This is a genomic window from Curtobacterium guangdongense (assembly GCF_049341845.1).
Taxonomy (GTDB): Bacteria; Actinomycetota; Actinomycetes; order Actinomycetales; family Microbacteriaceae; genus Curtobacterium; species Curtobacterium guangdongense.
The window spans coordinates 259,487-282,993 of record NZ_JBMPIT010000004.1 but is presented as its reverse complement, the minus strand read 5'-3'; the positions used below and the strand labels follow the sequence as shown (position 1 = coordinate 282,993).

Below are 23,507 nucleotides of genomic sequence, written 5' to 3'. Positions count from 1 at the left end.
TCAGGGAATGACCCGATGACGATCCACACCGAGCAGCACCCCGACACGGCGGCGACGCCCGCCGTCGGCCCCGCCCGGACGCAGCACGCGTCCGGGCGGGGCGCCCCCGGCGGTGCACCCCGCCGCCTGATCCGGACCGACGGTGCGTGGCCGTGGCTGTTCGTGCTGCCGCTGCTCATCGGCGTCGGCACGTTCTACATCTGGCCGATCATCCAGACGTTCTGGTACTCGTTCACCACGTGGGGCGTCTTCGGCGGCGCGACCTTCTCGGGCCTCGCCAACTACGGCCGGCTGCTGTCCGACCCGCAGCTGTACCAGTCGCTGCTCAACACCGTGATCTACACCGCCATCGTGCTCGTCGGCATCCCGATCGCGGTGTGGCTCGCGAGCCTCCTGAACACCCCGGGTCTGCGGTTCGCGCAGTTCTACCGCGTGCTCTTCTTCCTGCCCTACGTCGCGATGCCCGCCGCGATCGCCCTGGTCTGGCGCATCATGTTCAACGGCGACTACGGGATCGTGAACTGGTTCCTCGGGCGCTTCGGCATCGACGGCCCGTACTGGATCTCGACCCCGGGCTTCGCGCTCGTCGCGGTGAGCCTCGTCGGCCTGTGGTCGTCGCTCGGTTTCTCGATGATCATCCTCGGCGCCGGCCTCAAGGACATCCCGCCGGAGCTGTACGAGGCGGCCGAGCTCGACGGTGCGAGTCGCTGGCGCCAGTTCCGCTCCGTGACCGTGCCGCTCCTGACGCCGAGCATCTTCTTCGTGGTCATCGTCACGACGATCTCGAGCTTCCAGCTGTTCGACCTGCTCTACGCCATCCTCGGCAGCACCAACCCGGTGATCCCGAAGACGATGTCGCTCGTCTTCTACTTCTACAGCGCCGGGTTCATCGACAACGACAAGGGCTTCGCGGCCGCGATCGCGATGGTCATCTTCGTGCTCATCGGCATCGTGACGCTCGTGCAGTTCCGGTTCCAGAAGAAGTGGGTGCAGTCATGACCACCACCACGATCAGGACCGGGAAGCGCCCGGGTCGCCGCGGCGGCTCCCACTGGTGGATCCACGTCGTCCTCGGCATCGGCGGGTTCGCGATGGCGTTCCCGTTCCTCTGGCAGATCATCATGTCGCTGTCCACGAACGCCCAGGTGCAGTCCGTCACGCCGGTGTTCTGGCCCGGTGAGCTGCAGTGGCAGAACTTCGCCGCCGTGTTCGAGCGACTGCCGTTCCTCAGCCAGCTCGGCACGTCGGTGTACGTCACGATCATCCGGACGATCGCGCAGATCATCCTGTGCACGCTGGCCGGCTACGCCTTCGCCCGGATGCGGTTCCGCGGTCGCGCGGTCCTCCTCGGGATCGTCCTGTCGATCCTCCTGGTGCCGTCGCAGGTGTACCTGATCTCGCAGTACCAGATCGTGCAAGGGCTCGGCTGGCTCGACACCCTCGCCGGGATCGTCGCGCCCGGTCTGTTCAGCGCGTTCGGCACGTTCTTGATGCGGACCGCGTTCCTCAACATGCCACCGGAACTCGAAGAGGCGGCGCGCATGGACGGCGCGAACCCGTTCCAGGTGTTCTGGCGGATCATGCTGCCGCTCGCCCGGCCGTCGATCAGCGTGCTCGCGATCACGACCGTGCTGTGGTCGTGGAACGAGCTGCTCTGGCCGCTCGTCGTGTCGACCCGCGCCGAGGACATGCCCCTCGCCGCCGGTCTCGCGACGCTGTCGAGCGACCGGACGATCGACTACCCGGTGCTCATGGCCGCGAGCCTGATGGCGATGGCCCCGGTGCTGATCATGTTCATCGTCCTGCAGCGTCGGGTGATCGACGGCCTGGCCTCGTCCGGCCTGAAGTGACCGCTGCCGATCGTCCCGCACCGTCGAGATCGCAGTTCGTGTCGCTCCGCGGCGCGGACGACCGACACGAACTGCGATCTGACGGGCATCCGCGCGCGGTGACGAACAGCCGGGAGGCCCGACCCACGTCCGTCGCGCTGCTCGCGTCCGCCATCGGTCGCCTGCAGGACCCGGGAGCGCTCGCCGCGGACCTCGCTGCGAGCGTCGCGGACGCCCCGCCGGCCGAGCGCGACGCGCTCTCGATGGCGGCCGTGGAAGCGGTCCTCCCGCAGACCGCCGCGTGGCTCGCCGCCAACGGGGCGACCACCGAGCAGGCGGCCGCGAGCACCGCCGACGTCGCACGCAAACGCGACCGGTACGGGATCCGGGGGACTGGGCTGGACTGGTTCTGCGCGGTCGCGACCGGACGCGTGGTGGCCGTGTGGCGCCTCCAGTTCGAACTCGGCGGCCACCTGCCGGACGGGACGCCGACGTGGAGCGTCCACATCCCGGAGACCGGGCCCCTCGACCCGGTCGCCTGCGACCGGTCGTTCGCCGACGCGCCTGACCTGCTCCGACGGCTCGCACCCGGCCACGTCGCGACGTCGTGGTCCTGCCGGTCGTGGCTCCTCGACCCCGGGCTCGCGACCGCACTCGGACCCGACGCCAACGTCGTCCGGTTCGCCCGACGGTTCCGGTTGCTCCCACCCGGCCCGCACGACGCGACCGAGGGCGACGACAGTGCGGCGAAGTTCGTCTTCGGCACCGGGCTCGCCGCGGCGCGTGCCGCACGTCCCACCGGACGGGTGCAGCAGGCCGTCTCCGACCGGTGGGCGGGCGGTGGGCACTGGACCGAGCGCACCGGGACCGCGCCGATCGCGTGAGCCGGGCCAGGCGGCCGGGCGTACGGTCGTCGGCATGACCGAGCCAGATCGCGACCACCTCGACGACGGTGTCGACATGTCCTTCGAGGAACGTCGACACGACACGCTGCGCCGGATGTCCGGTTCGGATGCCCACGACGAAGCCCCGCGCGTCGAGGTCTCCGAGGAACCCGACGGCACCGTGCGCATCGACGTCGCGGACTCCGCTGCCGTGCGACCCGGTGGAACGGAGCGCACCCAGGAGCGATGAGAGGTCGGACTGGTCCGACGCCGTCGCCACCTGTCCGGCGGGGACGGTGGCGCACGGCATGATCGTTCCGTGCACCTCGTCCTCAGCCGTGTCGACGGCGGCGTCCTCGCGACGCGGCTGACCGACTCCGGTGACCCGGACGGCGAGCCGGTCGCGGTTCCCGACTCGGAACTCCCGGCGTTCGTCGCCGCGCGGGAAGCACCCGGCGTCCGCTGGGTGTGGGACGACACCGCGCGCTGGTACCCGCTCGTGCTCCGAGCGGGCGGTCGGGTCGCGCGCTGCGTCGACCTGCGCCTGTGCCATCGCATCCTGCGCGCGGCGCTGGCCACGCGCGGTTCTGCGCTCGCTGCTGCGCCGGTCAGCGGTTGGGATGCGCCCGCGCAGCAGGAACGCGTCGTCCGCGCGACGCAGGCGCAGCTCTTCGACGACGCGCTCCTCGACGGGACCCGCCCCGCGGACGCCGCCGACCCGCTCGCGGAACTCCGTGCGCAACTCGCGGCGGTCGCCGGTGCGTCCGACCCGGGAGCATTGCGACTGCTGCTCGCCGCGGAGTCCGCCGGTGCGCTCGTCGCCGCGGAGATGCGGTTCGCCGGGCTGCCGTGGCGTGCCGACATGCACGAACGCCTGCTCGAGGACGCCCTCGGCCCGCGGGTGCCCTACGGCGTCCGACCACGACGGCTGGAGGAGATCGCCGTGGTCCTCCGGCAGCGGCTCGACGACCCCGCCCTGAACCCCGACTCACCGGCGGACGTGCTGCGGTCCCTCCGTCGCGCGGGGCTGGTGGTGGACAGCACCCGGAAGTGGGAGCTCCAGCGCCTGGAACACCCGGCGATCGAACCGCTCCTCCAGTACAAGCGCCTGTACCGGCTGCTCACCGCCAACGGCTGGTCCTGGCTCGACGAGTGGGTGCAGGACGGCCGGTTCCACCCGGAGTACGCGGTCGGTGGCGTCGTCACCGGGCGCTGGGCGGCCAACGGCGGCGGGGCGATGCAGCTCCCGAAACTCGTCCGACCGGCCGTCGTCGCCGACGAGGGGTGGAAGCTCGTCGTCGCCGATGCCGCACAGCTCGAACCGCGGGTGCTCGCGGCGATGGCCGGCGACCGGGCGATGGCCGCGGCGGGGAACGGCCGTGACCTCTACGACGGCGTCGTCGCGTCCGGGGCGGTCGAGACCCGGCAGCAGGCGAAGGGCGCGATGCTCGGCGCGATGTACGGCGCCACCCAGGGCGAGGGCGGTCGGCTCGTCCCCCGGCTCGCTCGGGCGTTCCCGCGGGCGCTGGACCTCGTCGAGCGGGCGGCCCGCGCGGGGGAACGCGGCGAACCCGTCACGACCCGGCTCGGGCGGACGTCGCCGATCCCGGAGACCTCGTGGTTCGAAGCACGGAACCGTGCGTGGTCGGTCGACGGCACCCCGGCGATGCAGCGCGCCGTGGAATCGCGTGCCCGGAGCTGGGGACGGTTCACCCGGAACTTCGTGGTGCAGGGCACGGCGGCAGAGTGGGCCCTGTCGTGGATGGCGTCGCTGCGGACCCGGCTCGCCGCGCGGTACCCCGGGCCGGTCCGGGACGGCGCGCACCTCGTCTTCTTCGTGCACGACGAGATCGTGCTGCACGTGCCGGAAGCCGACGCGGCGTGGGTCGCCGGGCAGGTCGAGGCAGCAGCGGCGGACGCCGGGCGGATCCTGTTCGGGTCGTTCCCGATCACGTTCCCGTTGTCCGTCGCGGTCGTCGACGACTACGGCAGCGCGAAGGACTGACGGCGATGCAAACTTGAATTACACGCCTGTAAGTTCAAGTTTGTTCGAAATTTCTGGAACCGATGCGGACCGGATTCCAGTTGCGACGCTCAAACTTGAACGATGACTTGATGCCCTGGATCGGCGACGCGATCGAGCTGGAGGTCGATCCGGTGCTTGCAGCAGCGATGGCGCACTACCAGTTCGAGACCCTCCATCCCTTCAACGACGGGAACGGCCGGCTCGGACGACTGCTCATCGTCCTGCAGTTCATGCGTTCGTCGACCCTGGCGGAGCCGCTCCTGAGCGTGTCGCCGTGGTTCGAAGCGCGACGCGAGCGGTACCAGGAGGGACTCGCCGAGGTCAGCGCGACCGGAGCGTGGGACGCCTGGGTGCAGTTCTTCGCTGAGGGCATCGAGCAGTCGGCAATCGACACGAGTGCGCGGATGTCTGCGCTGCTCGCGGTGCGGGATGCATACCGCGATCGGATCCGTTCCAGCGGTGCGCGGGGCATCGTCCTCGACATCGCCGAGCTGCTCATCGAGTCGCCGTTCGTCACGGTGCCCGTGCTCGCCAAGGCGACCGGCAGGACGTACCAGGCCGCGAGCAACGCCGTGGCGAGACTCACCGAGCTGGACATCCTGGTCGAGATCGAGCGGCAGGGCGTCAGGATGTTCCGAGCCACCGATGTCGTCCGCGTCACGACACGGCCAGCGTTCGTCAGGTGACCTCCACGACTTCCCGGTGAACACGGGCAGGGTGGACCGATGGACGACGAAGCTGCACGTACCGAGGAACGGTCGGTCGGCGACGTCGACCTGACCACATGGCGGACACGCGCCGGACGGGCATCCGCCACCGTGTGGACGCGACTGGGCGACCGCTTTGGTGCGCTGCCCCTGCTCATCGTCACCCTGGTCATCGGGATCGGCATCGCGGCGGTGTGCACGTGGATCGCCTCCGAGGTCTACGACGCCGTCCGGGAATCGGACGACGTCGCCGTGCTCGACCGCCCGGTGCTCGACTGGATGATGTCGGTGCGCTCCACGGATCTCGACACGGCCGTGACGTGGTGGACCAACGCCGCGGGCACCATCGGGATGCCGATCGTCGCGCTCGGGTTCCTCGTCGGCTTCACGGTCCAGCGCCGGGCGTGGACCCCGGTCGTGCTGCTCGTCGCCGCGAGCGCCGGGTCGCTGCTCATGACGGTCGCCGGCAAGGACCTCATCGGTCGTGCGCGTCCCCCGCTCGCCGACGCCGTCCCGCCGTACGAGCACTCGCCGTCGTTCCCGTCCGGACACACCCTGAACGCGACGGTCGTCGTCGGCACGATCGTGTACCTGCTGCTGCTCCGCGAGTCCCGGCGGGTGACCCGGGTGTGGACGGTGGTGCTCGGCGCGGTGTTCGTCGTGTCGATCGGGATCTCGCGCGTGTACCTGGGGCACCACTGGCTGACCGATGTCCTCGCTGCGTGGGCCCTCGGGCTGGCGTGGCTCGCGCTCGTGATCACCGCCCACCGGCTGTACCTCACGGCCGTCCACCGCGGCTCCGGCGATATCCACAGGGCTTCGTGAGCGCTCGCGGATCGCGCGAGGATCAAGGGTCGGCCGGGAATCCAGGCGAAGCCCGGCCGAACTCGAAGAAGCACGAGAAAAGCCCCCGGCGGACACCGGGGGCTGATCTCACCTCGTGAAGAGGTCAGTGGTCTGAGTTGCGTAGTAACTCGAACCGCCTCGGTGTTCGAGTCTACGCGACCCTCCGGCCATCCGGTAGGGGAGCTCGGACCGCGGTCTCCTGCCCTGGGATTGGAGGCCGGCGATGGCGAGACATCGGCATCGTGACGGCGATCGTGGGCGGTTCGTCCTCGTGCTCGAGATCCTCGGGCTGTTGACGGCACTCGCGACCCTCGCGGGTGCGATCCTGCGGTTGCTGTAGGTCAGCGGGGTGGCTCCGGGCAGCCGGAGCCACCCCGTCCGTCAGGTGGAGCCGATAGGTTGCCCGGCATGGAAGAACGGGTCTTCGGCGGCAGGTACCGGGTCACGGGCACGCTCGGTCACGGTGGGATGGCGTCCGTGTACCGCGCGGTCGACGAGCAGCTCGGTCGCGAGGTCGCGGTCAAGGTGTTCCGGATGGGACCCGTCGACCACGGGGAGCGGGCGCGTGCCGAGGCGGAGATCCAGGTCCTCGCGGGCCTCCGGAGCTCGGCGCTCGTCACCCTGTACGACGCGGCACTCGACGACGCCGACGGCGACTCGTACCTCGTGATGGAGCTCGTCCCCGGCAGCGACCTCGCCACCAGGCTCCGCGAGGGGCCCCTCGATCGTGCGACGACCGCCCGTGTCGGCGCCCAGGTCGCTGACGGCCTCGCCGCCGTGCACGCGCAGGGCATCGTCCACCGCGACGTGAAGCCCGCGAACGTGCTCCTCGAAGCCGACGGCTCGCACGTCAAGCTCGCCGACTTCGGCATCGCGCTGCTCCGCGACGCCGCCCGGGTCACCGGGACCGGCACCGTCATGGGGACCGCCGCCTACCTGGCACCGGAGCAGGTCACCGCGCAGGGGATCAGCGGCAAGTCCGACGTGTACTCGCTCGGCCTCGTGCTCCTGGAGTGCCTGTCCGGACGGATGCCGTTCCCCGGCAGCGCCGTCGAGTCCGCCACCGCGCGGCTCACACGCTCGCCGGAGATCGACTCGGCGCTGCCCACGGCCTGGCGCGTGCTCCTGCACGTCATGACGGCGACCGATCCGGCCGAGCGGCCGTCCGCCACCGAGGCGGCCGAACGCCTCCGTGCACTCTCGTACGACGACGGTGCGCCCGCCACCCAGCTCCTGCCTGGAGGCCCTGGCACGCTGACAGCGGCGGCTGCGGCCGCCGGAGTGGCCGGGGCTGCCGCCGGGGCCGAGACCGCGCGAGCGGCGCAGGCCGACGTCGCGACGCAGGCGATGCCCGCGAGCCGGCCCGCGGACGACGCGACGCGCGTGCTGCCGGCGAGCACGGCCTCCAGTCCGTCCGGTTCGGACGACGTGGCAACCACTGTGCTCGGCGCACAACGCGGATCGGGCGGTCCGACCGTCGGCGGCGGCGCACCCGTGTCGGCCCCTCCCGCGTCGTCGGAGCCCCCGGCGAAGCAGCGCCGGCGCGGCCTGGTGATCACGCTCGTGATCGTCGGGGTGCTCGTGCTCGCCGGCATCGTGGCCGCGGTGCTCGCGCTCGGCGGGGGCGGCGAGACACCCGCGCCGACGGAGTCGAGCTCGACGGCGCCGACCGAGCAGCAGCCGAGCGACGAGCCCTCGCAGCCCGAGGAACAGCCGTCGCAGGAACCCGTGCAGCCCCAGCCGTCCGAGCCCGTCGAACCGGAGCCCTCGCAGCCGGTCGAACCGTCGCAGCCCACCGAGCCCTCGAACGGGCCGGAGCCGTCGGTGCAGCCGACGCTCCCGGTGCAGACCCCGCTCAGCAACAGCAACAGCGGCCCCGGCAACTCCGAGAACGCCCCCGGCCACAACAAGGGCTGACGGGCCGGGGTCAGGCCAGGGAGCGCTCGACGATCGTCCTGACCGACACCGGCTCGCGGCCGAGCAGCTCGGCGAGCAGGGGGTCGACCTCGTCGAACTCGCCCGCACGAGCGCCGCGGAACATGCCGAGCATCATCTGCGCCGCCGCGTCGGGCATGCCGGCGGCGGTCTGCCGGGCGACCCACTCCTCGTCGTCGATCACGGTGCGACGGACGGTCGTGCCGGTGACCTCGGAGAGGATCCGGGCGACGTCCTCGAAGGTCACGGCCTCGGCCGCCGTGAGCGCTGGCGTCGGCCCGTCGAACGTCGGGCCGTCGGCAAGCAGGACCGCGTCCGCGACGGCCAGGTCCTCCCGAGCGGTCCACGAGATCGGGCCGTCCGCGGGCAGGAGCAACTCGCCCGTCTCGGTGGCGCCGGAGATGAGCCAGCCGACGGTGTGCGCGTAGAAGCCGTTGCGGAGCGAGGTCCACGGCGTGCCGATGTCGGCGAGTGCGCTCTCGGTGTGGGCGTGGTCCACCGAGAACGCGACGGGGGAGTCCGCCTTCGTGTTCTGGTGCGCCGTGTAGAAGACGCGTTCGGCGCCGGCATCCACCGCAGCCCGGGCGGCTGCCGCGTGCAGGGCGACGCCGTCGGGCCCGAGCGTCGAGCCGGAGACGACGAGCACGCGGTCAGCGCCCTCGAACGCATGGTCGAGCGATGCGGGATCCGCGAATTCACCCGCACGGACGCGCACGCCCTTCGCCGCCAGGTCGGCGGCCTTCGCGGTGTCTCGGACGCTGACGCCGATCTGGTCCGCGGGCATGCGATCGAGCAGTGCGTGGACGGTGGCGGAGCCGAGTGCTCCGGTGGCGCCGGTGACGATGATCATGGGGACAACCCTTCGTTATCGTTGGAAACGCCGTGAGCGTAACACTGTAAACACAGCGCTAACAAGCATCCGTTATCGTTGGTCCATGACCGACTCCGTCCGCGACCGCATCGTCGACGCCGCCGCCGACCTGCTCGCCGACGTCGGGCCGGCCGGGGTCACCACCCGAGCCGTCGCCGCCGCGGCGGGCGTGCAGGCGCCGACGATCTACCGACAGTTCGGCGACAAGGACGGTCTGCTCGAGGCCGTCGCCGACCGGGTCTTCGCCGCGTACGTCGCCGGCAAGACGGTTCCGGACGACGTCGACCCCGTCGAGCACCTCCGTGACTCGTTCGACGCGCACATCGCGTTCGGGCTCGCGAACCCCGGGCTGACGGCGTTGTTCTCGGACCCGCTGCGCTCGCACTCGACGACGGAGGACCAGGGGATCGCCGTCCTCCGCGAGCGCATCCACCGCGTGGCGCTCGCCGGACGACTCCGGGTCCGCGAGCCCCGCGCGGTGTCGCTCGTGCACGCCGTCGGGGTCGGCGTCGTCCTCGACCTGATCGGCACGCCGGACGACGAGCGTGACCCGGCGCTCGTCGCTGCGGCGTGGGATGCGCTCGCGTCCGCGATCCTGGTGGCGGCGCCGGAGGCCGATCCGGGGTCGCACGCCGCGGCCGTGCAGCTCGCCGCCGACGACGACGCGCTCGCCGCACTGTCGCCGGCGGAGCGGGCGCTCATGCGCGACTGGCTCGCCCGGATCGCCGACGCCTGACCGGGCCTGGCCCGGCCCGGCCCGGCCATGCCCGGAGTCTCGGGCTGAGCGACAGTTCTCGGGCTCCGCGCCGCGTGAACTGTCGCTGAGCACGCGACTCGCCCCCACCCGCGGCAACGGGTTTCGTCCATCCACTGGAGCAAATAGGGTGGGGCTGTGCGAGAACTGCAACGGAGCGGTGGCCCGACGACGGCCGTCGCCGCGAAGAACGGTGTCGGCTTCACGTCCCTCGAGGCGTTCCTGGTGGACGAGCCGGAAGCGAGCGTGCCCGGGTTCGCCGGGCGGACGATCGAGTCCGGCGACGAGCTGTCGTGGGTGTGGTTCCCCGAGCGGACCCTGCCGGACGGCAGGTCCGAGCCCGAGGAGCAGGACCTCGAGCACTTCTGGGACGCCACGGCGTTCACGCTCGACATCGTCTTCGACGACGGCACCCGACTCAGCGAGCAGGCAGCGGACCAGTACGGCGACGCGCTGACGCCGGAGGCGCAGGACGCCGCCCGCAAGGCCTGGGTCGACCAGTGGAACCGTCGCGCGGTGGACCTCACGCCGTTCGCGGGTCGGGTCGTCGACCGCCTGGAGGCCCGGCTCGGCTCCGGCGCGTCGGTCACCGCCGCCACCCCCGGGCCAGCACCGCGTGGCTGGCTCGACGACGTCCGGATCGAGCAGCCGCGTCGTGCCGCCGCGGCCCGCCCGCTCGACCACGTCCGCACGACCCGCGGCACGCAGGCGTCCTCCCGGTTCTCCCGCGGCAACAACGCGCCGCTCGTCGGGCTCCCGCACGGCGGGGTGTTCGGCCTGCCGATGACCGACGCGGCGAGCAACCGCTGGCCGTACGCGTACCAGGAGCACAACCGGACGAGCGGCAACCGCCCCGCGATCCAGGCCTTCGCCACGAGCCACATCCCGTCGCCGTGGATGGGGGACCGCGGGGTGTTCCAGGTGATGCCGTCCCCGCTCGGGTCGCCGGACGTCGACCGTGTCGCACGGGCCCTGGCGTTCGACCACGACGACGAGCTCGACGGCCCGCACCGCTACCGCGTGGCGCTCGAGCACGGCGTCACCGCGGAGATGACCCCCGGCGAGTTCGCCCTCGGCTTCCGCTTCACCGGCACGAGGAGCATCGTGCTCGACCACCACGGCCGGGTGCTCGAGTCCTCCGTGCGCATCGAGGACGGCACCGCGATCGTGGAGGCGCACCTCGACGACCGACCCGGCACGCCCCCGCACTTCGTGCACCTCCGGGTCCCCGGCGCGACGGCGGACCACACGACGTCGACGGACCAGCAGCTCCGCGGGTGGATCGCCGTCGAGGGGGACACCGACGTGCTCCTCGGCATCTCGACGGTCTCCCACGAGGACGCCCGCGCGAACCTCGACGCCGCCGGTTCCTTTGAAGCGATGCGCGAGCGGGCCGAGCGCGAGTGGACCGAGAAGCTCGCGACGCTCGACGTCGAGGGTGCCACCGAGGACCAGCTGACCTCGCTCTACTCGGGCCTGTACCGGCTGTTCCTCTACCCGAACCGCGCCGGCGAGACGGCTCTGACGGGTGCGCCGCACTACCGGTCCCCGTACGGCGACGTCCTCGCCGAGCCGATCCGCGACGAGCCGGGGCCGGAGGTCGTCGACGGTGCGATGACCACCACGAACGGCTTCTGGGACACCTACCGCACCGCCTGGCCGCTCCTCGGGCTCCTCACGCCCGACACCGCTGGCGAGCTCGCGCAGGGCTTCGTGCAGCACTTCCACGACGGCGGCTGGACCCCTCGGTGGAGCGCCCCCGGCGCCGAGGACTGCATGACCGGCACGACGAGCGACACCGTCTTCGGGGACCTGCTGTCGAAGGGTGTCGACGGGTTCGACCTGGAGCAGGCGTACCGGAGCGCCGTGAAGAACGCGACCGTCCCGCCACGTGACGACCGTGTCGGACGGAAGGGGAGCCTCCCGGGCGCCTTCCGCGGCCACGTCGACACCGACACGTCCGAGGGGATGTCCTGGACCCTCGACGCCGCGATCAACGACTGGAGCGTCTCGGTCATGGCGACCGCCCTGGCGGACCGGACCACCGACGCCGCGGAACGCGAGCGGTACACGGCAGAGGCCGAGTGGTTCGCCCGTCGGTCCCTGCAGTACCGGAACGTGTTCGACCGTCGCCGCGGGTTCTTCATCGGGCGGACGCCCGACGGGCGGTGGCGCGAGGGCGAGGGCTACGACCCGGACCAGTGGGGCGGCGACTACACCGAGACGAACGCCTGGGGCACGATGTTCACCGCCCCGCACGACGGCGCCGGCATCGTCGACCTGCACGGCGGGCCGGAAGGCTTCGACGCCGCGATCGACCGGTTCTTCGCGACGCAGGAGACGGGCGCGACCGACCGTGCCGGCCACTACGGCTTCCCGATCCACGAGATGACCGAGGCCCGCGACGTCCGGATCGGCATGCTCGGACTCTCGAACCAGCCGGCGCACCACATCCCGTTCTTCCCGATGTTCACCGGCCGCCACGACGACGCGCACCGCATCGTCCGCTCGTGTCTGGACCGCCTCTTCGTCGGCTCCGACCTCGGGCAGGGCTACCCGGGCGACGAGGACAACGGCGAGATGAGCGCCTGGTACGTCTTTGCCACGATCGGCCTCTACCCGTTGGCACCGGCCAGTGGTTCCTACGTGATCGTGCCGCCGTCGGTCCGGCGCGCGGTGCTGCGACCCCCGGGAGGCTCGTCCACCGTCATCGAGACCGCTGGCGCTGGTCGGTTCATCGCCTCGGTCACCGTCGACGGCTCGCCCTGGACGTCCGTCAGCATCCCGCACACGGTCGTCGTCGGCGCGTCGACGATCGTCGTCGAGCTGTCCGAGACGCCGACCGGGTGGGCGTCGGACACGCGGCCCGTCTCGGCGTCCGACGTGCACGGGTACCGGGACACCCCGACGGACGTCCTGCCCGTGGGGGCGTCTGCACTGACGGACGACACCGGACGGACGGTGACGGTGCTCGCCGCGGGGACGACCGCGTCGTTCGACGTGGCGATCGAGTCGGCGTCGCTCTACACGGTGACCGCAGCGGCGCCGGGGACCTACTCGTGGCAGGTCGCGCTCGGGTCGTCCTCGGTCGACGTCACCGACGCCGTGTTCGAGTGGGCAGGCCAGACCCGGGTGTTCCCGATCACCGGCGGTGGGGCGTCGTTCGCGTTCACTGCTGGAACGGACGTGGAGCTGACCCAGCTGGAACTCATGGCTGCCGACGGGCGGCTCTGAGGCGCTGCTCATGCGGGACGGGCATGCTCGTTCCATGTCGATGAGCAGCGCGTTCGATCCCTCGCAGGGCCGCGCCATCCCCGAAGACCAGGTGTCCGAGAACGGCCTCGAGCTCGACGAGGACCCGGCGCACGGGCTGGACATCGCGGTCGAGGTGGTCAGCAGCGCCGCCGCGGACCCCGCTGCTCCGTCCCTGTTCCTCGAGCCGCAGTCGTCTGCGACCGCTCCTTCGTCGCGCCGGGACTCCGCGTCCGGGGAACCGTCCGAGTCGGAGTAGCTCAGGATTCCGGTTCCGCGTCGACCCGATCCGCCGTCTGCTGGAGCAGCCCGGTGGCGAGGTCGTTGAAGACGCTGGTCAGGTCGACGCCGACGGATGCGCTGACCTCGCGGAGCACCGTCGCCGAGCGCTTCCGCGAGCCCGCGATGACGTCCTCTCCCGCTGGACTCAGCGCGATGAGGGAACCACGGCGGTCGGACGGATTCGGGCGCCGTTCCACCAGGCCGGCGGCGGACAGGCGATCGACCAGGTTCGTCACCGCGCCCGACGTCAGGCCGAGGTAGCCGGCGAGCTCCGTCGCGGTCGAGTACCCCGTGTCGCTGATCAGGGCGAGCGCACGCATGCCCGTCTCGTGGATGCCGGCGAGGGCGCTCAGCCGCGCGACGAGGCCCTTCTCCGCGCGCACAACGGCGTCGAACGCCGCGAGGAGTTCGCCCTCGTCGTCTGCTGTCCCCGTCACCGGTGTGCTCCCCGCCTCGTGCGCTGCCGGTCCAGGATGGCACGTCCCACCGGGTGTACCTGCGCCCGCCCCCCACTCTGGGGAGGCCGCGCGGGTTCCAACTACTTGAATGACTGGCTATCTTGATTATTAAGCAAAAGCCGCCACCACCACCGACAGTCATCGAGGTATCCCGTGTCCAACCCGAACCGCATCTCCCCGGTCAAGCGCCTCCGCTTCGCGCCCGTTGCGCTCATCGCGGGCATCTTCGCCGCCGTCCTCCTCTCGCTCTCGCTCACCGGCACCCTCTCCGGGTTCGCGGCCAGCATCACCAACAGCAGCAACACCGCCGCCAGCGGCACGCTCGTCATGCAGGAGCAGAACGCGAACGCCTCCGTCACCTGCCTGAGCACCGACGGCGGCTCGGTCTCGACGAACTCCGCGACGTGCTCCACGATCAACAAGTTCGGCGGCAGCACCACGATGACCCCCGGCGTGACGGTGAACACCCCGATCACCATCAAGAACACCGGTACCTCGGCCGCGAGCACCTTCACGCTGACCCCCGGCGCGACCTGCACCCAGTCGGCCAACGGCACGCAGAACGGCACCGCGACCGACCTCTGCTCGAAGATGAACCTCGTGATCACGTCCGGCTCCACCACGGTCTTCTCCGGCACGCTCGCCAGCTTCAAGGGCGCCGCTGCCTCCGCGTTCTCGATGCCCGCCGCGCCGGCCGCCGGTGCCTCGGTCCCGTTCAACTTCGCCGTCACGCTCGACAGCAGCGCCGGGAACACCTACCAGGGCCTCGCGGCGTCCGTCCCGATGACCTGGACCTTCACCGCCTGATCGTCCCCTCCCCACCCCAGGGCGACACCTCGACCGGTCCCGAGACGGCCGAGGTGTCGCCGGATTCCCACCCGCTCCACCCGCACCGCCCGCCCGAGAGAGGACGACCATGAGCCAGATCGCAGCCGTCCCCCTGACCGGCACCCTCTCGCGCCCGCTCGTCGGCGGCCACACCGCCAGCCGGTTCGAGGTCGTCCTCGCCTGGACCGTCGCCGGCGTCGCCGCGGTGCTCCTCGCAGCCGCCGCCCTGTTCCTGACGAGCGGCGGGCGGATGTTCGTCGTCGAGACCCCGTCGATGGGCGAGGCCGCTCCCGTCGGGACCCTGGTCCTCGACCTCCCCGTGCAGGCATCGACGCTCCACGTCGGCGACATCGTCTCGTTCCGTGTCAGTGCCGCCCCGGACACGATCTACACCCACCGCATCATCGGCATCGACGCCGACGGTGGGATCCACACCCGCGGCGACGTCAACGGGGCGACCGACCCGTGGACGCTCACGCAGGAGAACCTGGTCGGTGCACCGGCGCTCCTCGTCCCGCACCTGGGCTGGCTGTTCCGCGCCGCCCCGATCCTGCTCATCGGCACGCTCATCATCTCGGTGCTGACCAGCCCCTTCGCGGACCGGATCACACGCAGCTCGCTCCGCATCGCCGGCAGCGCGCTCACCGTCTCCTACGCGGCCTGGGTCCTCCGCCCGTTCGTGAACGTCACGACGATCACGAACACCGCGAACCCGGACTCGGTCGTGGCGACGGTCGTGTCCTCCGGGGTCTTCCCCGTCCGCGTGCAGGCGCACGGCGGGAACAGCGTCCACCTGGTGGACGGCGAGGTCGGCCGCGTGGTCATCGACGAGCTCAACCGGCACGGGCACTACCAGCTCACGTCGAACATCGACCTCGACCCGGCCGGCTGGGTCCTGCTCGTCTGCGCCTGCCTCGTCCCCCTGGTCCTCTGCCTGATCGTCGGGCGCGTGCACACGGTGCGTCCCTCGTGATCCCCGTCCGACTGCGCGACGGTCGACTCATCGCCCTGCTGCTCGTCGTGGCCCTCGCCGTGGTCGTGCTCGCCGCCCAGATCGCCCCCACCCGATCGGCGTTCAGCGCGACGGTCGCGAACGGCGGCAACACCGCCGCGACCGCACCGTACTTCACGTGTGCGGCCGCCATCGACGCCGACGACACCGGGGCCGCGTTCGTCTACCGCCTCGGTGAGCCGAGCGGCTCCCGCACCGCCGCCGACTCCTCCGGGGCCGGTGCGAACGGCACGTACCAGGGCTCCATGGTGGCCGCGACGCCGTCACCGATCGCCTGCCCGCGGGACACCGGCAGCGCGTACGTGCTGAACGGCTCGTCGAGCTTCGTCTCCACGCCGAGCTCCGTCCGCAACCCGACGACCTTCAGCGAGGAGGTCTGGTTCCGCACGACCGTCGCCGGCGGGATGCTCATCGGCTTCGGCGGCAGCCAGTCCGGCACGTCCGGGCAGCACGACCGACAGATCTACGTCAACACCGCCGGGCAGCTCGTCTTCGGGGCCTACAGCGGCACCACGCAGGTCGTGACGTCGCCGAAGGCCTACACGGACGGCGCGTGGCACCACGTCGTGTCGACGATGTCTGCCGGCACGGGCATGCGGCTCTACGTCGACGGCAGCCTCGTCGCGTCGAACAGCGCGTACACCGCGCCGGAGAACGCGACCGGGTACTGGCGCGTCGGCTACGACACCGTCACCGGGTGGCCCGGATCGCCGAGCAACTACTACTTCACGGGCTCGATGCGCTTCGCGGCGGTCTACAACTCGGTGCTCACGCCCACGCAGGTCGCGAACCACTTCGCCGCGGGCCGCTGAGTCACCCCACCCGGTACTTGAACCCCTTGTGCGACCCGACGAACCCGAGCCGTTCGTAGAACCGGTGGGCGTCCGTCCGCGCGGCGTCGGAGGTCAGCTGGACGAGCGTCACACCGAGCGCGGGTGCGGCGACGTCGGTCACCCAGCGCATCATCGCGCTCCCGATGCCGCTCGACCGGAGGGCGGACGAGACGCGCACGGCCTCGACGAGCAGCCGGGTCGACCCCCGCCGGGCCATGCCGGGGATGCGGGTGAGCTGCATCGTGGCCACGACCGAGTCCGCCGCGTCGACCACGACCAGCAGCGCGTTCGCGGGGTCCGCGACGATCGCGTCGAGCGCCGCCGCGTAGGCGTCCCGGTCGCCGGCGGCGGCGACGTCCCCGCGCGCGGCGCTGATCGGGTCGTCGGACAGCAGTGCCATCAGCGCGTCGAGGTCGTCGGGCACCGCGGAGCGCAGCGTGAACGAGCCGGCGCGGGCGGACAGCGGAACGGGCAGGGTGAGGTCGTGGAGCACGATCCCACCCTGCCCGACCGCTGGTGGTTCAGGGAACAGGTGGTTCAGGGAACGGTGTGCCCGGCGGCCGTCAGGACGCGGTACCACTCCTCGCGGGAGAGCTCGACGTCCGAGCCAGCGGCCGAGTCCCGCACACGCTGCGGGTTCGTCGTGCCGAGGACGACCTGGAAGTGCGCGGGGTGCCGGGTGATCCACGCGACGGCGATGCCCGTCGGGGTGACCCCGTGCGCCGCGGCGAGTTCCTCGAGCACGTCGTTGAGCTCCGCGTACTGCTCGCGGTCCCCCAGGAAGACGCCGTCGAAGAAGCCCTTCTGGAACGGCGACCAGGCCTGCGGCGTCATGTCGTGCAGCCGCGAGTAGTTGAGGATGTCGTTGTCGCGGTCGATCGACTGGTCCAGGCCGCCCATGTTCGCGGCGAGGCCCTGCGTGATGACGTTCGCGTGCGTGATGCTCAGCTGCACCTGGTTGAAGGCGAGCGGCCGCGTGACGAACTTCTTCAGGAGCTCGACCTGCCCCGGGGTGTGGTTCGAGACACCGAAGTGGTGGACCTTGCCGGCGGCGTGCAGCTCGTCGAAGGCCTTCGCGACCTCTTCCGGCTCGACGAGTGCGTCGGGGCGGTGCAGGAGCAGGACGTCGATGTAGTCGGTGCGCAGGGCGGCGAGCGACTCCTCCACGGACGAGAGGATGTGCTCGTACGAGAAGTCGAAGTACGCGCCGTGGTCCGTCGGGCGGATGCCGACCTTCGTCTGCAGCTGGATGGCCGCACGCTCGGACGACGACAGCGTGACCGCGGCACCGAAGCGCTCCTCGCAGCCGTGCCACCCGCCGTAGACCGCGGCGTGGTCGAACATCGTCACGCCCGCGTCGCGCGAGGCCGTGTAGAGCGAACGGATGTCCTCGTCGCTCATGTCGTTGATCCGCATCAGGCCGACGATGACGTCGGATGCGGTGAGGTCCGTCTGTGGCAACTCCAGTGTCTTCACGTCCCCGATCCTGCCAGGGCCGGGCGCGGACAACGAGGTCCTGGCCGTACCTCTCAGGCGCGCAGGGTCGCCACGACGGTGGGCTCGGAGCCGGCCCAGGTCGCCGTGAGCGTCTCACCGTCGGGCAGGGGCGTCCCGACGACCCGCACGATGACGAGGTCCCCGATCGTGGTGAGCGCGCCGTCGGTCGTCGGCTCGACCGCGTGCACCGTGGGCGACGACGTCGCGGAGCCGCTGCCGACCGCGGACCCGAGCGACGGCGGCGGGGCGTCCGACGCGACGGCTGCCTCCAGGCGGGCCTCGTGCCCACCGGTGGCGATCGCACGACGGAGGACGTCCGCGTACACGGGGTCGCCCACGGCGTCGTACACCCAGCGCCGACCGAGCACGGAGTGGTCCATCTCCGTGATCAGGAAGTCGGCAGCGCCTGCCAGCGGAGCGCCGCGGTAGGTCAGCGGCACGTGCAGGACCGGGCCGTCCCCGACGTGCACGAGGTACGTCTCGACGCCGACCTCGCCGTCCGGGTCGTCGAACCGGAAGCGCCCGTCGACGACGACCTCGGCGCCGGGTTCGACCCCGCTCCACGGCTGGTCGGGCAGCCACCCGCCGATCGCCTCGGTCTTCGACGGACGGAGTTCGGCGTTGTGGATGACGGCCATGCGCCGAATCTAGTGGACACGCCCCTAGTGGACGGAGAAGCCGCCGTCGACCGCGATCGACTGCCCCGTAACGTAGGCGGATCCGGGCCCGGCGAGGAACACCGCAGCCGCCGCGAAGTCCGACGCCAGGCCGTTCCGTCCGACGAGCGTCCGCGCCGCCAGCCGCTCGACGGTCGCCGGATCCGAGCTGAGCCGTCGGTTCAGCGGCGTCTGCACGAAACCCGGCACGAGGACGTTCGAGGTGACCCCCTGCCCGGACCAGGCTTCTGCCTGGGACCTGGCCAGTGCCTCCAGTCCGGCCTTGGAGACCCCGTACGCGCCGCTGGCCGCGAAGGGGCGGTGGGCCTGCTGCGAGCTGATGCCGATGATCCGGCCGTACCCGCGCGCCGCCATGCCGGGCGCGAGGCGCTGCCCGAGGACGAACGGGGCGTCGAGGTTCACGGCCATCGTGGTGTCCCACGTGTCCTCGTCGAGGTCGGGCATCGGCGGCCGCAGGTTGATCCCCGCGGAGTTGACCAGGACGTCCACGTCCCCGACGGCATCGGCGAGCGCGTGTGCTCCGGCGCGGGTCGACAGGTCCGCGACGACGCCGTCCGCGGCGCCTCCTGCAGCGCGGACCTCCGCGACGGCCTCGTCGATCGTCGCAGCGGTCCGGGCAGCGACGAGCACGTGGGCCCCGGCGTCGGCCAGCGCCCCGGCGATCGCCCGCCCGATGCCCGAGCTGCCGCCGGTGACGAGTGCGGTGCGTCCGTCGAGGCCGAAGAGCTGCTGCAGCGACATCCGGCCAGGCTACCGACGCCCGTACGCTGGAGGGCGTGCGTGACGACCTGCTCCCCGTGCTCGCCTGCCCCGTGTGCACCGAGCCGCTGTCGCGGACGGGTGCGGGCCAGGCCGGCTGCACGAACGGGCACCGGTACGACGAGGCGAAGCAGGGCCACCTGACGCTCCTGCCGACGAAGCGTCGCGCGCTCACCGCGGACACCCCGGAGATGGTCGACGCACGCATCCGGTTCCTGGGCCGCGGGCACTACGCACCCGTCGAGCGGGCGCTCGCCGCGGTGGTCGCGTCCGCCGCCGCACCCGGCATCGTGCTCGACGTCGGTTCCGGTCCGGGGACCTACTTGGCACATGCGCTGCGCGCGGCGGACGGGAGGCTCGGGGTGGCGTTGGACTTGTCGCCCGTCGCGATCCGACGGGCGGCCCACATGGACGTGGCGGCCGGGGCGGTGGTCGGTGACGTCACGGAGCGGCTGCCGATCGTCGATGGTGCTGCCGCGGTCGTCCTCGACGTGTTCGCCCCGCGGAACCAGCGCGAGTACGCACGGGTGCTTGACGAGGACGGCGTGCTCGTCGTCGTCACGCCACGCACCGGGCACCTGGCCGAACTCGCCGAGGCCACGATCAGCGTCGACCCCGAGAAGGAACGGCGCCTGCACGACTCCCTCACGCCGTCGTTCGTGCTCCGGTCGTCCGAGGACCTGACCTGGACGATGGACCTGTCCCCCGAGGACGTGCACGACGTCGTGCACATGGGCCCGAGTCACCACCACGTCGCTCCCGATGCTGTCTTCGCCCCGACGACGGTCACCGCCGCGATGACGGTGTCGACCTGGGAGCCGGAGACGGGTTCCCGTTCCGCGAGTTGACGAACGGTTCCCCGTCCGAACGCTGCCGGGGGTAGCGGCCGACCCGCGCCTCCCAGAGCCGGCGCAGGACGAAGCCGATGGCGACGCCGCCCAGCCCGGCGGTGAGTGCGACCGGCATGCCGTGCACCCCGGCTGCACCCAGGCCGTTGAAGAAGACGCCCCAGGTCGCTGCGAGGAACGGCGCATCGCCGGTCGTGTGGCGACTCTGCGCCCTCGCGCTCCACCAGCCAGTGGGGACCGACCACGCGAGCGCCAGCATGGCCAGCAGCAGCCACCCGGTGAGGAGCCGAGGGTTGGGGACGACGAACAGCAGCACCGGGAGGGCGAGGAGCCCGACACCCGCGATCGCCGACGATACCAGGCTGCTCCGCTCCGACTTGCCGATCGGGGCCTTCCGGCGAGGACGGGTGCGGTCGACGAGCTGCTGCGCCGCCGGCGGTCGACGGCGCCCGACGGTGCGGTACCGGATCTCGATGCCGACGAACCAGCCGGCGACCGTGCTCGTGATCCACGCGGAGAGAGCGCTCGGGTACGCAGGGCCGAGGACCGGCCCGAACACGAAGATCCCGGCCACGATGACCGGGACGGCGATGATCGGCGGCGCGACCGCGACGACGACCGCGCCCCAGACCACCCCGGCGACTGCACCGGCCACGACGACGCCGATCCCCGATGGATCGGCGTCGCCGCGGCCGTGCAGGAAGCCGTACGTGATGCCGCACGCGACGGCCAGCACGGCGACGTACCAGCCGAGCGGTGGCACGGGGCGACCGCGCCAGTCCAACTGCTGCCGCAGGTTCTTCCGGAGCTGTCGTCGTCTGCGGAGCTTCCGCTTCCTGGCTCGCTGGGCAGCGGTGGTCGTGTCCCCCATCCGCCCAGTATGCCGACGCAGTCGTCGCTCAGTGGTCGGTGGACTCCGGGGTCACGTCGAGGGCCCAGATCACGCCGAACTTGTCGCGGAGCTGCCCGGCGAGGGGTGACCACGCGGCGGGACCGAACGGCTGCCGGATCTCGGCGCCGTCGGAGAGCCCCTCCCACGCGGCGGTGATCTCGTCCGCGTCCGTGCCGCTCAGGTACACGTAGAACGCGTTCGTGCCCTGGTCGTAGGGCTGTCCGGGCCACACGTCGAACGCCATCACGCGGATGCCGCTCGCCGTCTGGACCTGACCCCACACGATGCGGTCGGCCCATGCCGGGTCGTCGGTGGCGCCCATCGCGCCGTAGGTCATGGTCGCCGGCTCGGTGCCGAGGGCCTTCGCGTAGAAGTCGAGCGCCTCGCGGGCGTTGCCGTCGAAGTTGAGGTGGGGAGTGGTGGTGATCGTCATGGGAGCGAGTCTGCGCGGCAATGCGGTCAGATCGTGTCCGCTTCTCGACGGATACTGGATCCGTGTCCGGACCGTCCTCGCGCATGCTCGCGCTCCTCTCCCTGCTGCAGGTGCACCGGGACTGGCCGGGTGACGTCCTGGCCGAACGGCTCGCGGTCAGCCCGCGGACCGTCCGTCGTGACGTCGATCGGCTCCGGGAGCTCGGCTACCGGGTCGAGGCGCTCCGCGGGCCAGCTGGCGGCTACCGGCTGTCCGCCGGATCGGAACTCCCGCCGCTGCTCTTCGACGACGAGCAGGCCGTGGCGATCGCCCTCGCGCTCGCCGTCGCACCGGCGTCCGGCGCCGACATCGCCGAGGCGGCAGCGCGGGCGCTGGGGGCCGTCCGGCAGGTGATGCCGTCGCGCCTGCGCCACCGGATCGACGCCGTCGACGTGGTGACGACGCCCGGCGTGACGACGGTCGACCCCGAGGTGCTCGTCGCGGTCTCCGACGCCGTGCGCACTCGGCAGGTGCTCCGCTTCGACTACGACTCCGCGTGGAGCGGCGACCGGCACGACCGCCCGCCGCGACGGGTCGAGCCGCACGCGGTCGTCGCCCGGAACGGCCGGTGGTACCTGCTCGCGTGGGCGACCGACCGGGACGACTGGCGCACGTACCGCATCGATCGCATGCACCCGCGGACACCGACGGGCGTCCGGTTCACACCGCGGCCCATCCCGCGCGGTGACGCTGCGGCGTTCCTCGCGGCGCGGTCGAAGGGGTCCACCGGGGCGGACGAGTGGCCGTGTACCGGGACCGCTGTCCTCGCGGTGTCGGCGAGGTCGATCGCGCCCTACCTCGACGCGGACGCGGTGCTCGAGGAGCTCGATGACGACCGGTGCCGGCTGACGATCGGCTCGTGGTCGTGGACGGCGCTCGCCGCGCGGTTCGCCGGCTTCGACGCGGCGTTCACCATCGAGGGCCCGTCAGCGCTCCGGGCGGCGGGCAGCGCGCTGGCGGGTCGTTTGCGGGACGCTGTCCGCTAGCTGTCGTGTCGCCGATGTCGCGAGTCGTTCACGACTCCGATGCGCCGAGGCCGATGAGGAGGTCTCGGTGCTCGGCGAGGAGTTTGTCGAGTGCGAGGGTTCGGACCGGGTCGCTGCGCACACTGTCGGCCATGTGGCTGATGATCACGAGCGAGCGGTACGGCGATCTCGGGAGCGTTCTGCGCAAGGGTTCGATGAGCGACGGAGGTGAGCGGTACTTCGGTGTCGGTACCCCGAGCTGGGTGCCCCAGATCCGAGAATGGTGTGCGCAGCAGTTGCGGACGTGCGTGACGTGTTGCAGCGTGCCGCGTAGGGTCGGCGCCGGGAGACGGAACGTCGTCGCGAGCTCCCGTGCAACCCGGGGATCGAGGAGTCCAGCGAGGCGTGAGATCGCGCCGAGACTCAGGTGCTCGGCCACCATTCCGAACGCGACCTGACCGAGATCGCGTTCCGCCGAGATACGACGAGTGGCCGGGTCGGTACTCCGGTCGAGGGCGCTGCTGAACTGTGCTCGGAGTGCATCGACGTCGACACCGGGTCGGAATGCTCGAGGGTCGACGTGCCAGGACGGCCCGAACTTCCCTGCGCACGTGATCGCCATGCGACCCCGGAGCGCGAGCTCGATCCGCTCGATCCTGATGAGCAGGGCGATACGGAGAGCGCTGTCGAACTCGTGCAGACGGTCGACGTCGCGGTCGGCGGACGGAAGACCGAAAGTCCGAAGTGCTCGACGGAACTGCGCCGTCCGCCATGGCGAGAGGTGCGCGGTGAACGAGGTCATGCGGGTGCCTTCGAGATCGTCGATTCGTTCGATCTCGGGCGAGCCGGCAGCAACTACAGCGCAGGAAACAGCATGAGC

The 23,507-nt window shown here is 71.5% G+C and carries 25 protein-coding genes; 16 read left to right on the top strand and 9 right to left on the bottom strand.

Going from position 1 to position 23,507, the window contains the following annotated elements; translation table 11 throughout:
• The first annotated feature begins 15 nt into the window (after positions 1-15).
• The 8 genes from ACO0E1_RS07930 (at position 16) to ACO0E1_RS07895 (ending at position 8,209) form a co-directional block, all read left to right on the top strand.
• A complete protein-coding gene (locus ACO0E1_RS07930) occupies positions 16-999 on the top strand; it encodes a carbohydrate ABC transporter permease (RefSeq protein ID WP_422873680.1) in 984 nt (327 codons plus the stop codon).
• Entirely contained in the window at positions 996-1,850 is an 855-nt protein-coding gene (locus ACO0E1_RS07925; RefSeq protein ID WP_422873679.1) for a carbohydrate ABC transporter permease, read from the top strand. The genes ACO0E1_RS07930 and ACO0E1_RS07925 overlap by 4 nt, the downstream gene beginning before the upstream one ends.
• Before the next feature lie 98 nt (positions 1,851-1,948).
• Complete coding sequence (locus ACO0E1_RS07920) at positions 1,949-2,713, top strand: hypothetical protein (protein WP_422873678.1); 765 nt, start codon at positions 1,949-1,951, stop codon at positions 2,711-2,713.
• Positions 2,714-2,747: 34 nt separating this feature from the next.
• Positions 2,748-2,963 carry a multidrug transporter gene (locus ACO0E1_RS07915; RefSeq protein ID WP_420365772.1) on the top strand — a complete coding sequence of 72 codons (216 nt, stop codon included), beginning with the start codon at positions 2,748-2,750 and terminating at the stop codon, positions 2,961-2,963.
• Between the two features lie 69 nt (positions 2,964-3,032).
• Positions 3,033-4,718 (top strand): bifunctional 3'-5' exonuclease/DNA polymerase, encoded by a 1,686-nt coding sequence (locus tag ACO0E1_RS07910; protein ID WP_422873677.1) that lies wholly within the window; start codon positions 3,033-3,035, stop codon positions 4,716-4,718.
• A gap of 110 nt (positions 4,719-4,828) precedes the next feature.
• The gene (locus ACO0E1_RS07905) at positions 4,829-5,425 is read left to right on the top strand and encodes a Fic family protein (protein WP_422873676.1); all 597 of its coding nucleotides are present in this window, start codon (positions 4,829-4,831) and stop codon (positions 5,423-5,425) included.
• 39 nt (positions 5,426-5,464) lie between these two features.
• Positions 5,465-6,271, top strand: coding sequence for a phosphatase PAP2 family protein (locus ACO0E1_RS07900; protein WP_422873675.1), 807 nt, complete (start codon positions 5,465-5,467; stop codon positions 6,269-6,271).
• A gap of 429 nt (positions 6,272-6,700) precedes the next feature.
• Positions 6,701-8,209 carry a serine/threonine-protein kinase gene (locus ACO0E1_RS07895; RefSeq protein WP_422873674.1) on the top strand — a complete coding sequence of 503 codons (1,509 nt, stop codon included), beginning with the start codon at positions 6,701-6,703 and terminating at the stop codon, positions 8,207-8,209.
• Between the two features lie 10 nt (positions 8,210-8,219).
• Here the strand turns inward: ACO0E1_RS07895 and ACO0E1_RS07890 are convergent, their stop codons facing one another.
• Positions 8,220-9,077: an NmrA family NAD(P)-binding protein gene (locus ACO0E1_RS07890; protein ID WP_422873673.1), complete on the bottom strand. Its 858-nt coding sequence runs from the start codon at positions 9,075-9,077 to the stop codon at positions 8,220-8,222.
• 85 nt (positions 9,078-9,162) lie between these two features.
• On the opposite strand from ACO0E1_RS07890, the gene ACO0E1_RS07885 reads away from it, so the two are divergent.
• From ACO0E1_RS07885 to ACO0E1_RS07875, 3 genes are all read left to right on the top strand, one after another.
• A complete protein-coding gene (locus ACO0E1_RS07885) occupies positions 9,163-9,834 on the top strand; it encodes a TetR/AcrR family transcriptional regulator (protein ID WP_422873672.1) in 672 nt (223 codons plus the stop codon).
• Between the two features lie 156 nt (positions 9,835-9,990).
• Positions 9,991-13,086, top strand: coding sequence for a GH92 family glycosyl hydrolase (locus ACO0E1_RS07880; protein ID WP_422873671.1), 3,096 nt, complete (start codon positions 9,991-9,993; stop codon positions 13,084-13,086).
• Positions 13,087-13,120: 34 nt separating this feature from the next.
• Positions 13,121-13,363 carry a hypothetical protein gene (locus tag ACO0E1_RS07875; protein WP_422873670.1) on the top strand — a complete coding sequence of 81 codons (243 nt, stop codon included), beginning with the start codon at positions 13,121-13,123 and terminating at the stop codon, positions 13,361-13,363.
• A gap of 1 nt (position 13,364) precedes the next feature.
• Here ACO0E1_RS07875 and ACO0E1_RS07870 read toward each other — a convergent pair whose 3' ends face one another.
• Positions 13,365-13,823, bottom strand: a complete 459-nt coding sequence (locus ACO0E1_RS07870; RefSeq protein WP_422873669.1) for a MarR family winged helix-turn-helix transcriptional regulator — start codon at positions 13,821-13,823, stop codon at positions 13,365-13,367.
• A 174-nt stretch (positions 13,824-13,997) separates the two neighbouring features.
• On the opposite strand from ACO0E1_RS07870, the gene ACO0E1_RS07865 reads away from it, so the two are divergent.
• The 3 genes from ACO0E1_RS07865 to ACO0E1_RS07855 all read left to right on the top strand — a co-directional run bounded on the left by ACO0E1_RS07865 (position 13,998) and on the right by ACO0E1_RS07855 (position 16,496).
• The gene (locus ACO0E1_RS07865; protein ID WP_422873668.1) at positions 13,998-14,651 is read left to right on the top strand and encodes a COG1361 family protein; all 654 of its coding nucleotides are present in this window, start codon (positions 13,998-14,000) and stop codon (positions 14,649-14,651) included.
• A 109-nt stretch (positions 14,652-14,760) separates the two neighbouring features.
• Positions 14,761-15,645 (top strand): S26 family signal peptidase, encoded by an 885-nt coding sequence (locus tag ACO0E1_RS07860; protein ID WP_422873667.1) that lies wholly within the window; start codon positions 14,761-14,763, stop codon positions 15,643-15,645.
• Positions 15,642-16,496: a LamG domain-containing protein gene (locus tag ACO0E1_RS07855; RefSeq protein WP_422873666.1), complete on the top strand. Its 855-nt coding sequence runs from the start codon at positions 15,642-15,644 to the stop codon at positions 16,494-16,496. The genes ACO0E1_RS07860 and ACO0E1_RS07855 overlap by 4 nt, the downstream gene beginning before the upstream one ends.
• Before the next feature lies 1 nt (position 16,497).
• Here ACO0E1_RS07855 and ACO0E1_RS07850 read toward each other — a convergent pair whose 3' ends face one another.
• The 4 genes from ACO0E1_RS07850 to ACO0E1_RS07835 are packed head-to-tail and all read right to left on the bottom strand — an operon-like array spanning position 16,498 to position 19,432.
• Positions 16,498-17,010 carry a GNAT family N-acetyltransferase gene (locus ACO0E1_RS07850; RefSeq protein ID WP_422873665.1) on the bottom strand — a complete coding sequence of 171 codons (513 nt, stop codon included), beginning with the start codon at positions 17,008-17,010 and terminating at the stop codon, positions 16,498-16,500.
• A 44-nt stretch (positions 17,011-17,054) separates the two neighbouring features.
• Positions 17,055-17,993 carry an aldo/keto reductase gene (locus ACO0E1_RS07845; protein ID WP_422873664.1) on the bottom strand — a complete coding sequence of 313 codons (939 nt, stop codon included), beginning with the start codon at positions 17,991-17,993 and terminating at the stop codon, positions 17,055-17,057.
• A gap of 53 nt (positions 17,994-18,046) precedes the next feature.
• Positions 18,047-18,652: a CG0192-related protein gene (locus ACO0E1_RS07840; protein WP_422873663.1), complete on the bottom strand. Its 606-nt coding sequence runs from the start codon at positions 18,650-18,652 to the stop codon at positions 18,047-18,049.
• Positions 18,653-18,676: 24 nt separating this feature from the next.
• Positions 18,677-19,432, bottom strand: a complete 756-nt coding sequence (locus ACO0E1_RS07835) for an SDR family NAD(P)-dependent oxidoreductase (RefSeq protein WP_422873662.1) — start codon at positions 19,430-19,432, stop codon at positions 18,677-18,679.
• Between the two features lie 35 nt (positions 19,433-19,467).
• Here ACO0E1_RS07835 and ACO0E1_RS07830 point away from each other — a divergent pair, with 35 nt between their 5' ends.
• A complete protein-coding gene (locus ACO0E1_RS07830; protein ID WP_422873661.1) occupies positions 19,468-20,298 on the top strand; it encodes a putative RNA methyltransferase in 831 nt (276 codons plus the stop codon).
• Here the strand turns inward: ACO0E1_RS07830 and ACO0E1_RS07825 are convergent.
• Together ACO0E1_RS07825 and ACO0E1_RS07820 are read right to left on the bottom strand one after the other, a co-directional pair.
• Positions 20,237-21,169, bottom strand: coding sequence for a hypothetical protein (locus tag ACO0E1_RS07825; protein WP_422873660.1), 933 nt, complete (start codon positions 21,167-21,169; stop codon positions 20,237-20,239). The two genes, ACO0E1_RS07830 and ACO0E1_RS07825, sit on opposite strands and share 62 nt — an antisense overlap.
• Positions 21,170-21,197: 28 nt before the next feature.
• Complete coding sequence (locus ACO0E1_RS07820) at positions 21,198-21,623, bottom strand: VOC family protein (RefSeq protein ID WP_422873659.1); 426 nt, start codon at positions 21,621-21,623, stop codon at positions 21,198-21,200.
• 62 nt (positions 21,624-21,685) lie between these two features.
• Between ACO0E1_RS07820 and ACO0E1_RS07815 the strand changes: the two genes are divergently transcribed.
• Positions 21,686-22,648, top strand: coding sequence for a helix-turn-helix transcriptional regulator (locus ACO0E1_RS07815; RefSeq protein WP_422873658.1), 963 nt, complete (start codon positions 21,686-21,688; stop codon positions 22,646-22,648).
• A 28-nt stretch (positions 22,649-22,676) separates the two neighbouring features.
• On the opposite strand, the gene ACO0E1_RS07810 is transcribed toward ACO0E1_RS07815, so the two are convergent.
• The gene (locus ACO0E1_RS07810) at positions 22,677-23,429 is read right to left on the bottom strand and encodes an Abi family protein (protein WP_422873657.1); all 753 of its coding nucleotides are present in this window, start codon (positions 23,427-23,429) and stop codon (positions 22,677-22,679) included.
• Positions 23,430-23,507: the final 78 nt, after the last annotated feature.

Bases quoted from the DNA above. Each gene is read 5' to 3' on its own strand.
- ACO0E1_RS07930 (WP_422873680.1), top strand. From the start codon at position 16: ATGACGATCCACACCGAGCAGCACCCCGACACGGCGGCGACGCCCGCC.
- ACO0E1_RS07925 (WP_422873679.1), top strand. From the start codon at position 996: ATGACCACCACCACGATCAGGACCGGGAAGCGCCCGGGTCGCCGCGGC.
- ACO0E1_RS07915 (WP_420365772.1), top strand. From the start codon at position 2,748: ATGACCGAGCCAGATCGCGACCACCTCGACGACGGTGTCGACATGTCC.
- ACO0E1_RS07905 (WP_422873676.1), top strand. From the start codon at position 4,829: ATGCCCTGGATCGGCGACGCGATCGAGCTGGAGGTCGATCCGGTGCTT.
- ACO0E1_RS07900 (WP_422873675.1), top strand. From the start codon at position 5,465: ATGGACGACGAAGCTGCACGTACCGAGGAACGGTCGGTCGGCGACGTC.
- ACO0E1_RS07895 (WP_422873674.1), top strand. From the start codon at position 6,701: ATGGAAGAACGGGTCTTCGGCGGCAGGTACCGGGTCACGGGCACGCTC.
- ACO0E1_RS07890 (WP_422873673.1), bottom strand. From the start codon at position 9,077: ATGATCATCGTCACCGGCGCCACCGGAGCACTCGGCTCCGCCACCGTC.
- ACO0E1_RS07885 (WP_422873672.1), top strand. From the start codon at position 9,163: ATGACCGACTCCGTCCGCGACCGCATCGTCGACGCCGCCGCCGACCTG.
- ACO0E1_RS07875 (WP_422873670.1), top strand. From the start codon at position 13,121: ATGTCGATGAGCAGCGCGTTCGATCCCTCGCAGGGCCGCGCCATCCCC.
- ACO0E1_RS07860 (WP_422873667.1), top strand. From the start codon at position 14,761: ATGAGCCAGATCGCAGCCGTCCCCCTGACCGGCACCCTCTCGCGCCCG.
- ACO0E1_RS07840 (WP_422873663.1), bottom strand. From the start codon at position 18,652: ATGGCCGTCATCCACAACGCCGAACTCCGTCCGTCGAAGACCGAGGCG.
- ACO0E1_RS07835 (WP_422873662.1), bottom strand. From the start codon at position 19,432: ATGTCGCTGCAGCAGCTCTTCGGCCTCGACGGACGCACCGCACTCGTC.
- ACO0E1_RS07825 (WP_422873660.1), bottom strand. From the start codon at position 21,169: ATGGGGGACACGACCACCGCTGCCCAGCGAGCCAGGAAGCGGAAGCTC.
- ACO0E1_RS07820 (WP_422873659.1), bottom strand. From the start codon at position 21,623: ATGACGATCACCACCACTCCCCACCTCAACTTCGACGGCAACGCCCGC.
- ACO0E1_RS07810 (WP_422873657.1), bottom strand. From the start codon at position 23,429: ATGACCTCGTTCACCGCGCACCTCTCGCCATGGCGGACGGCGCAGTTC.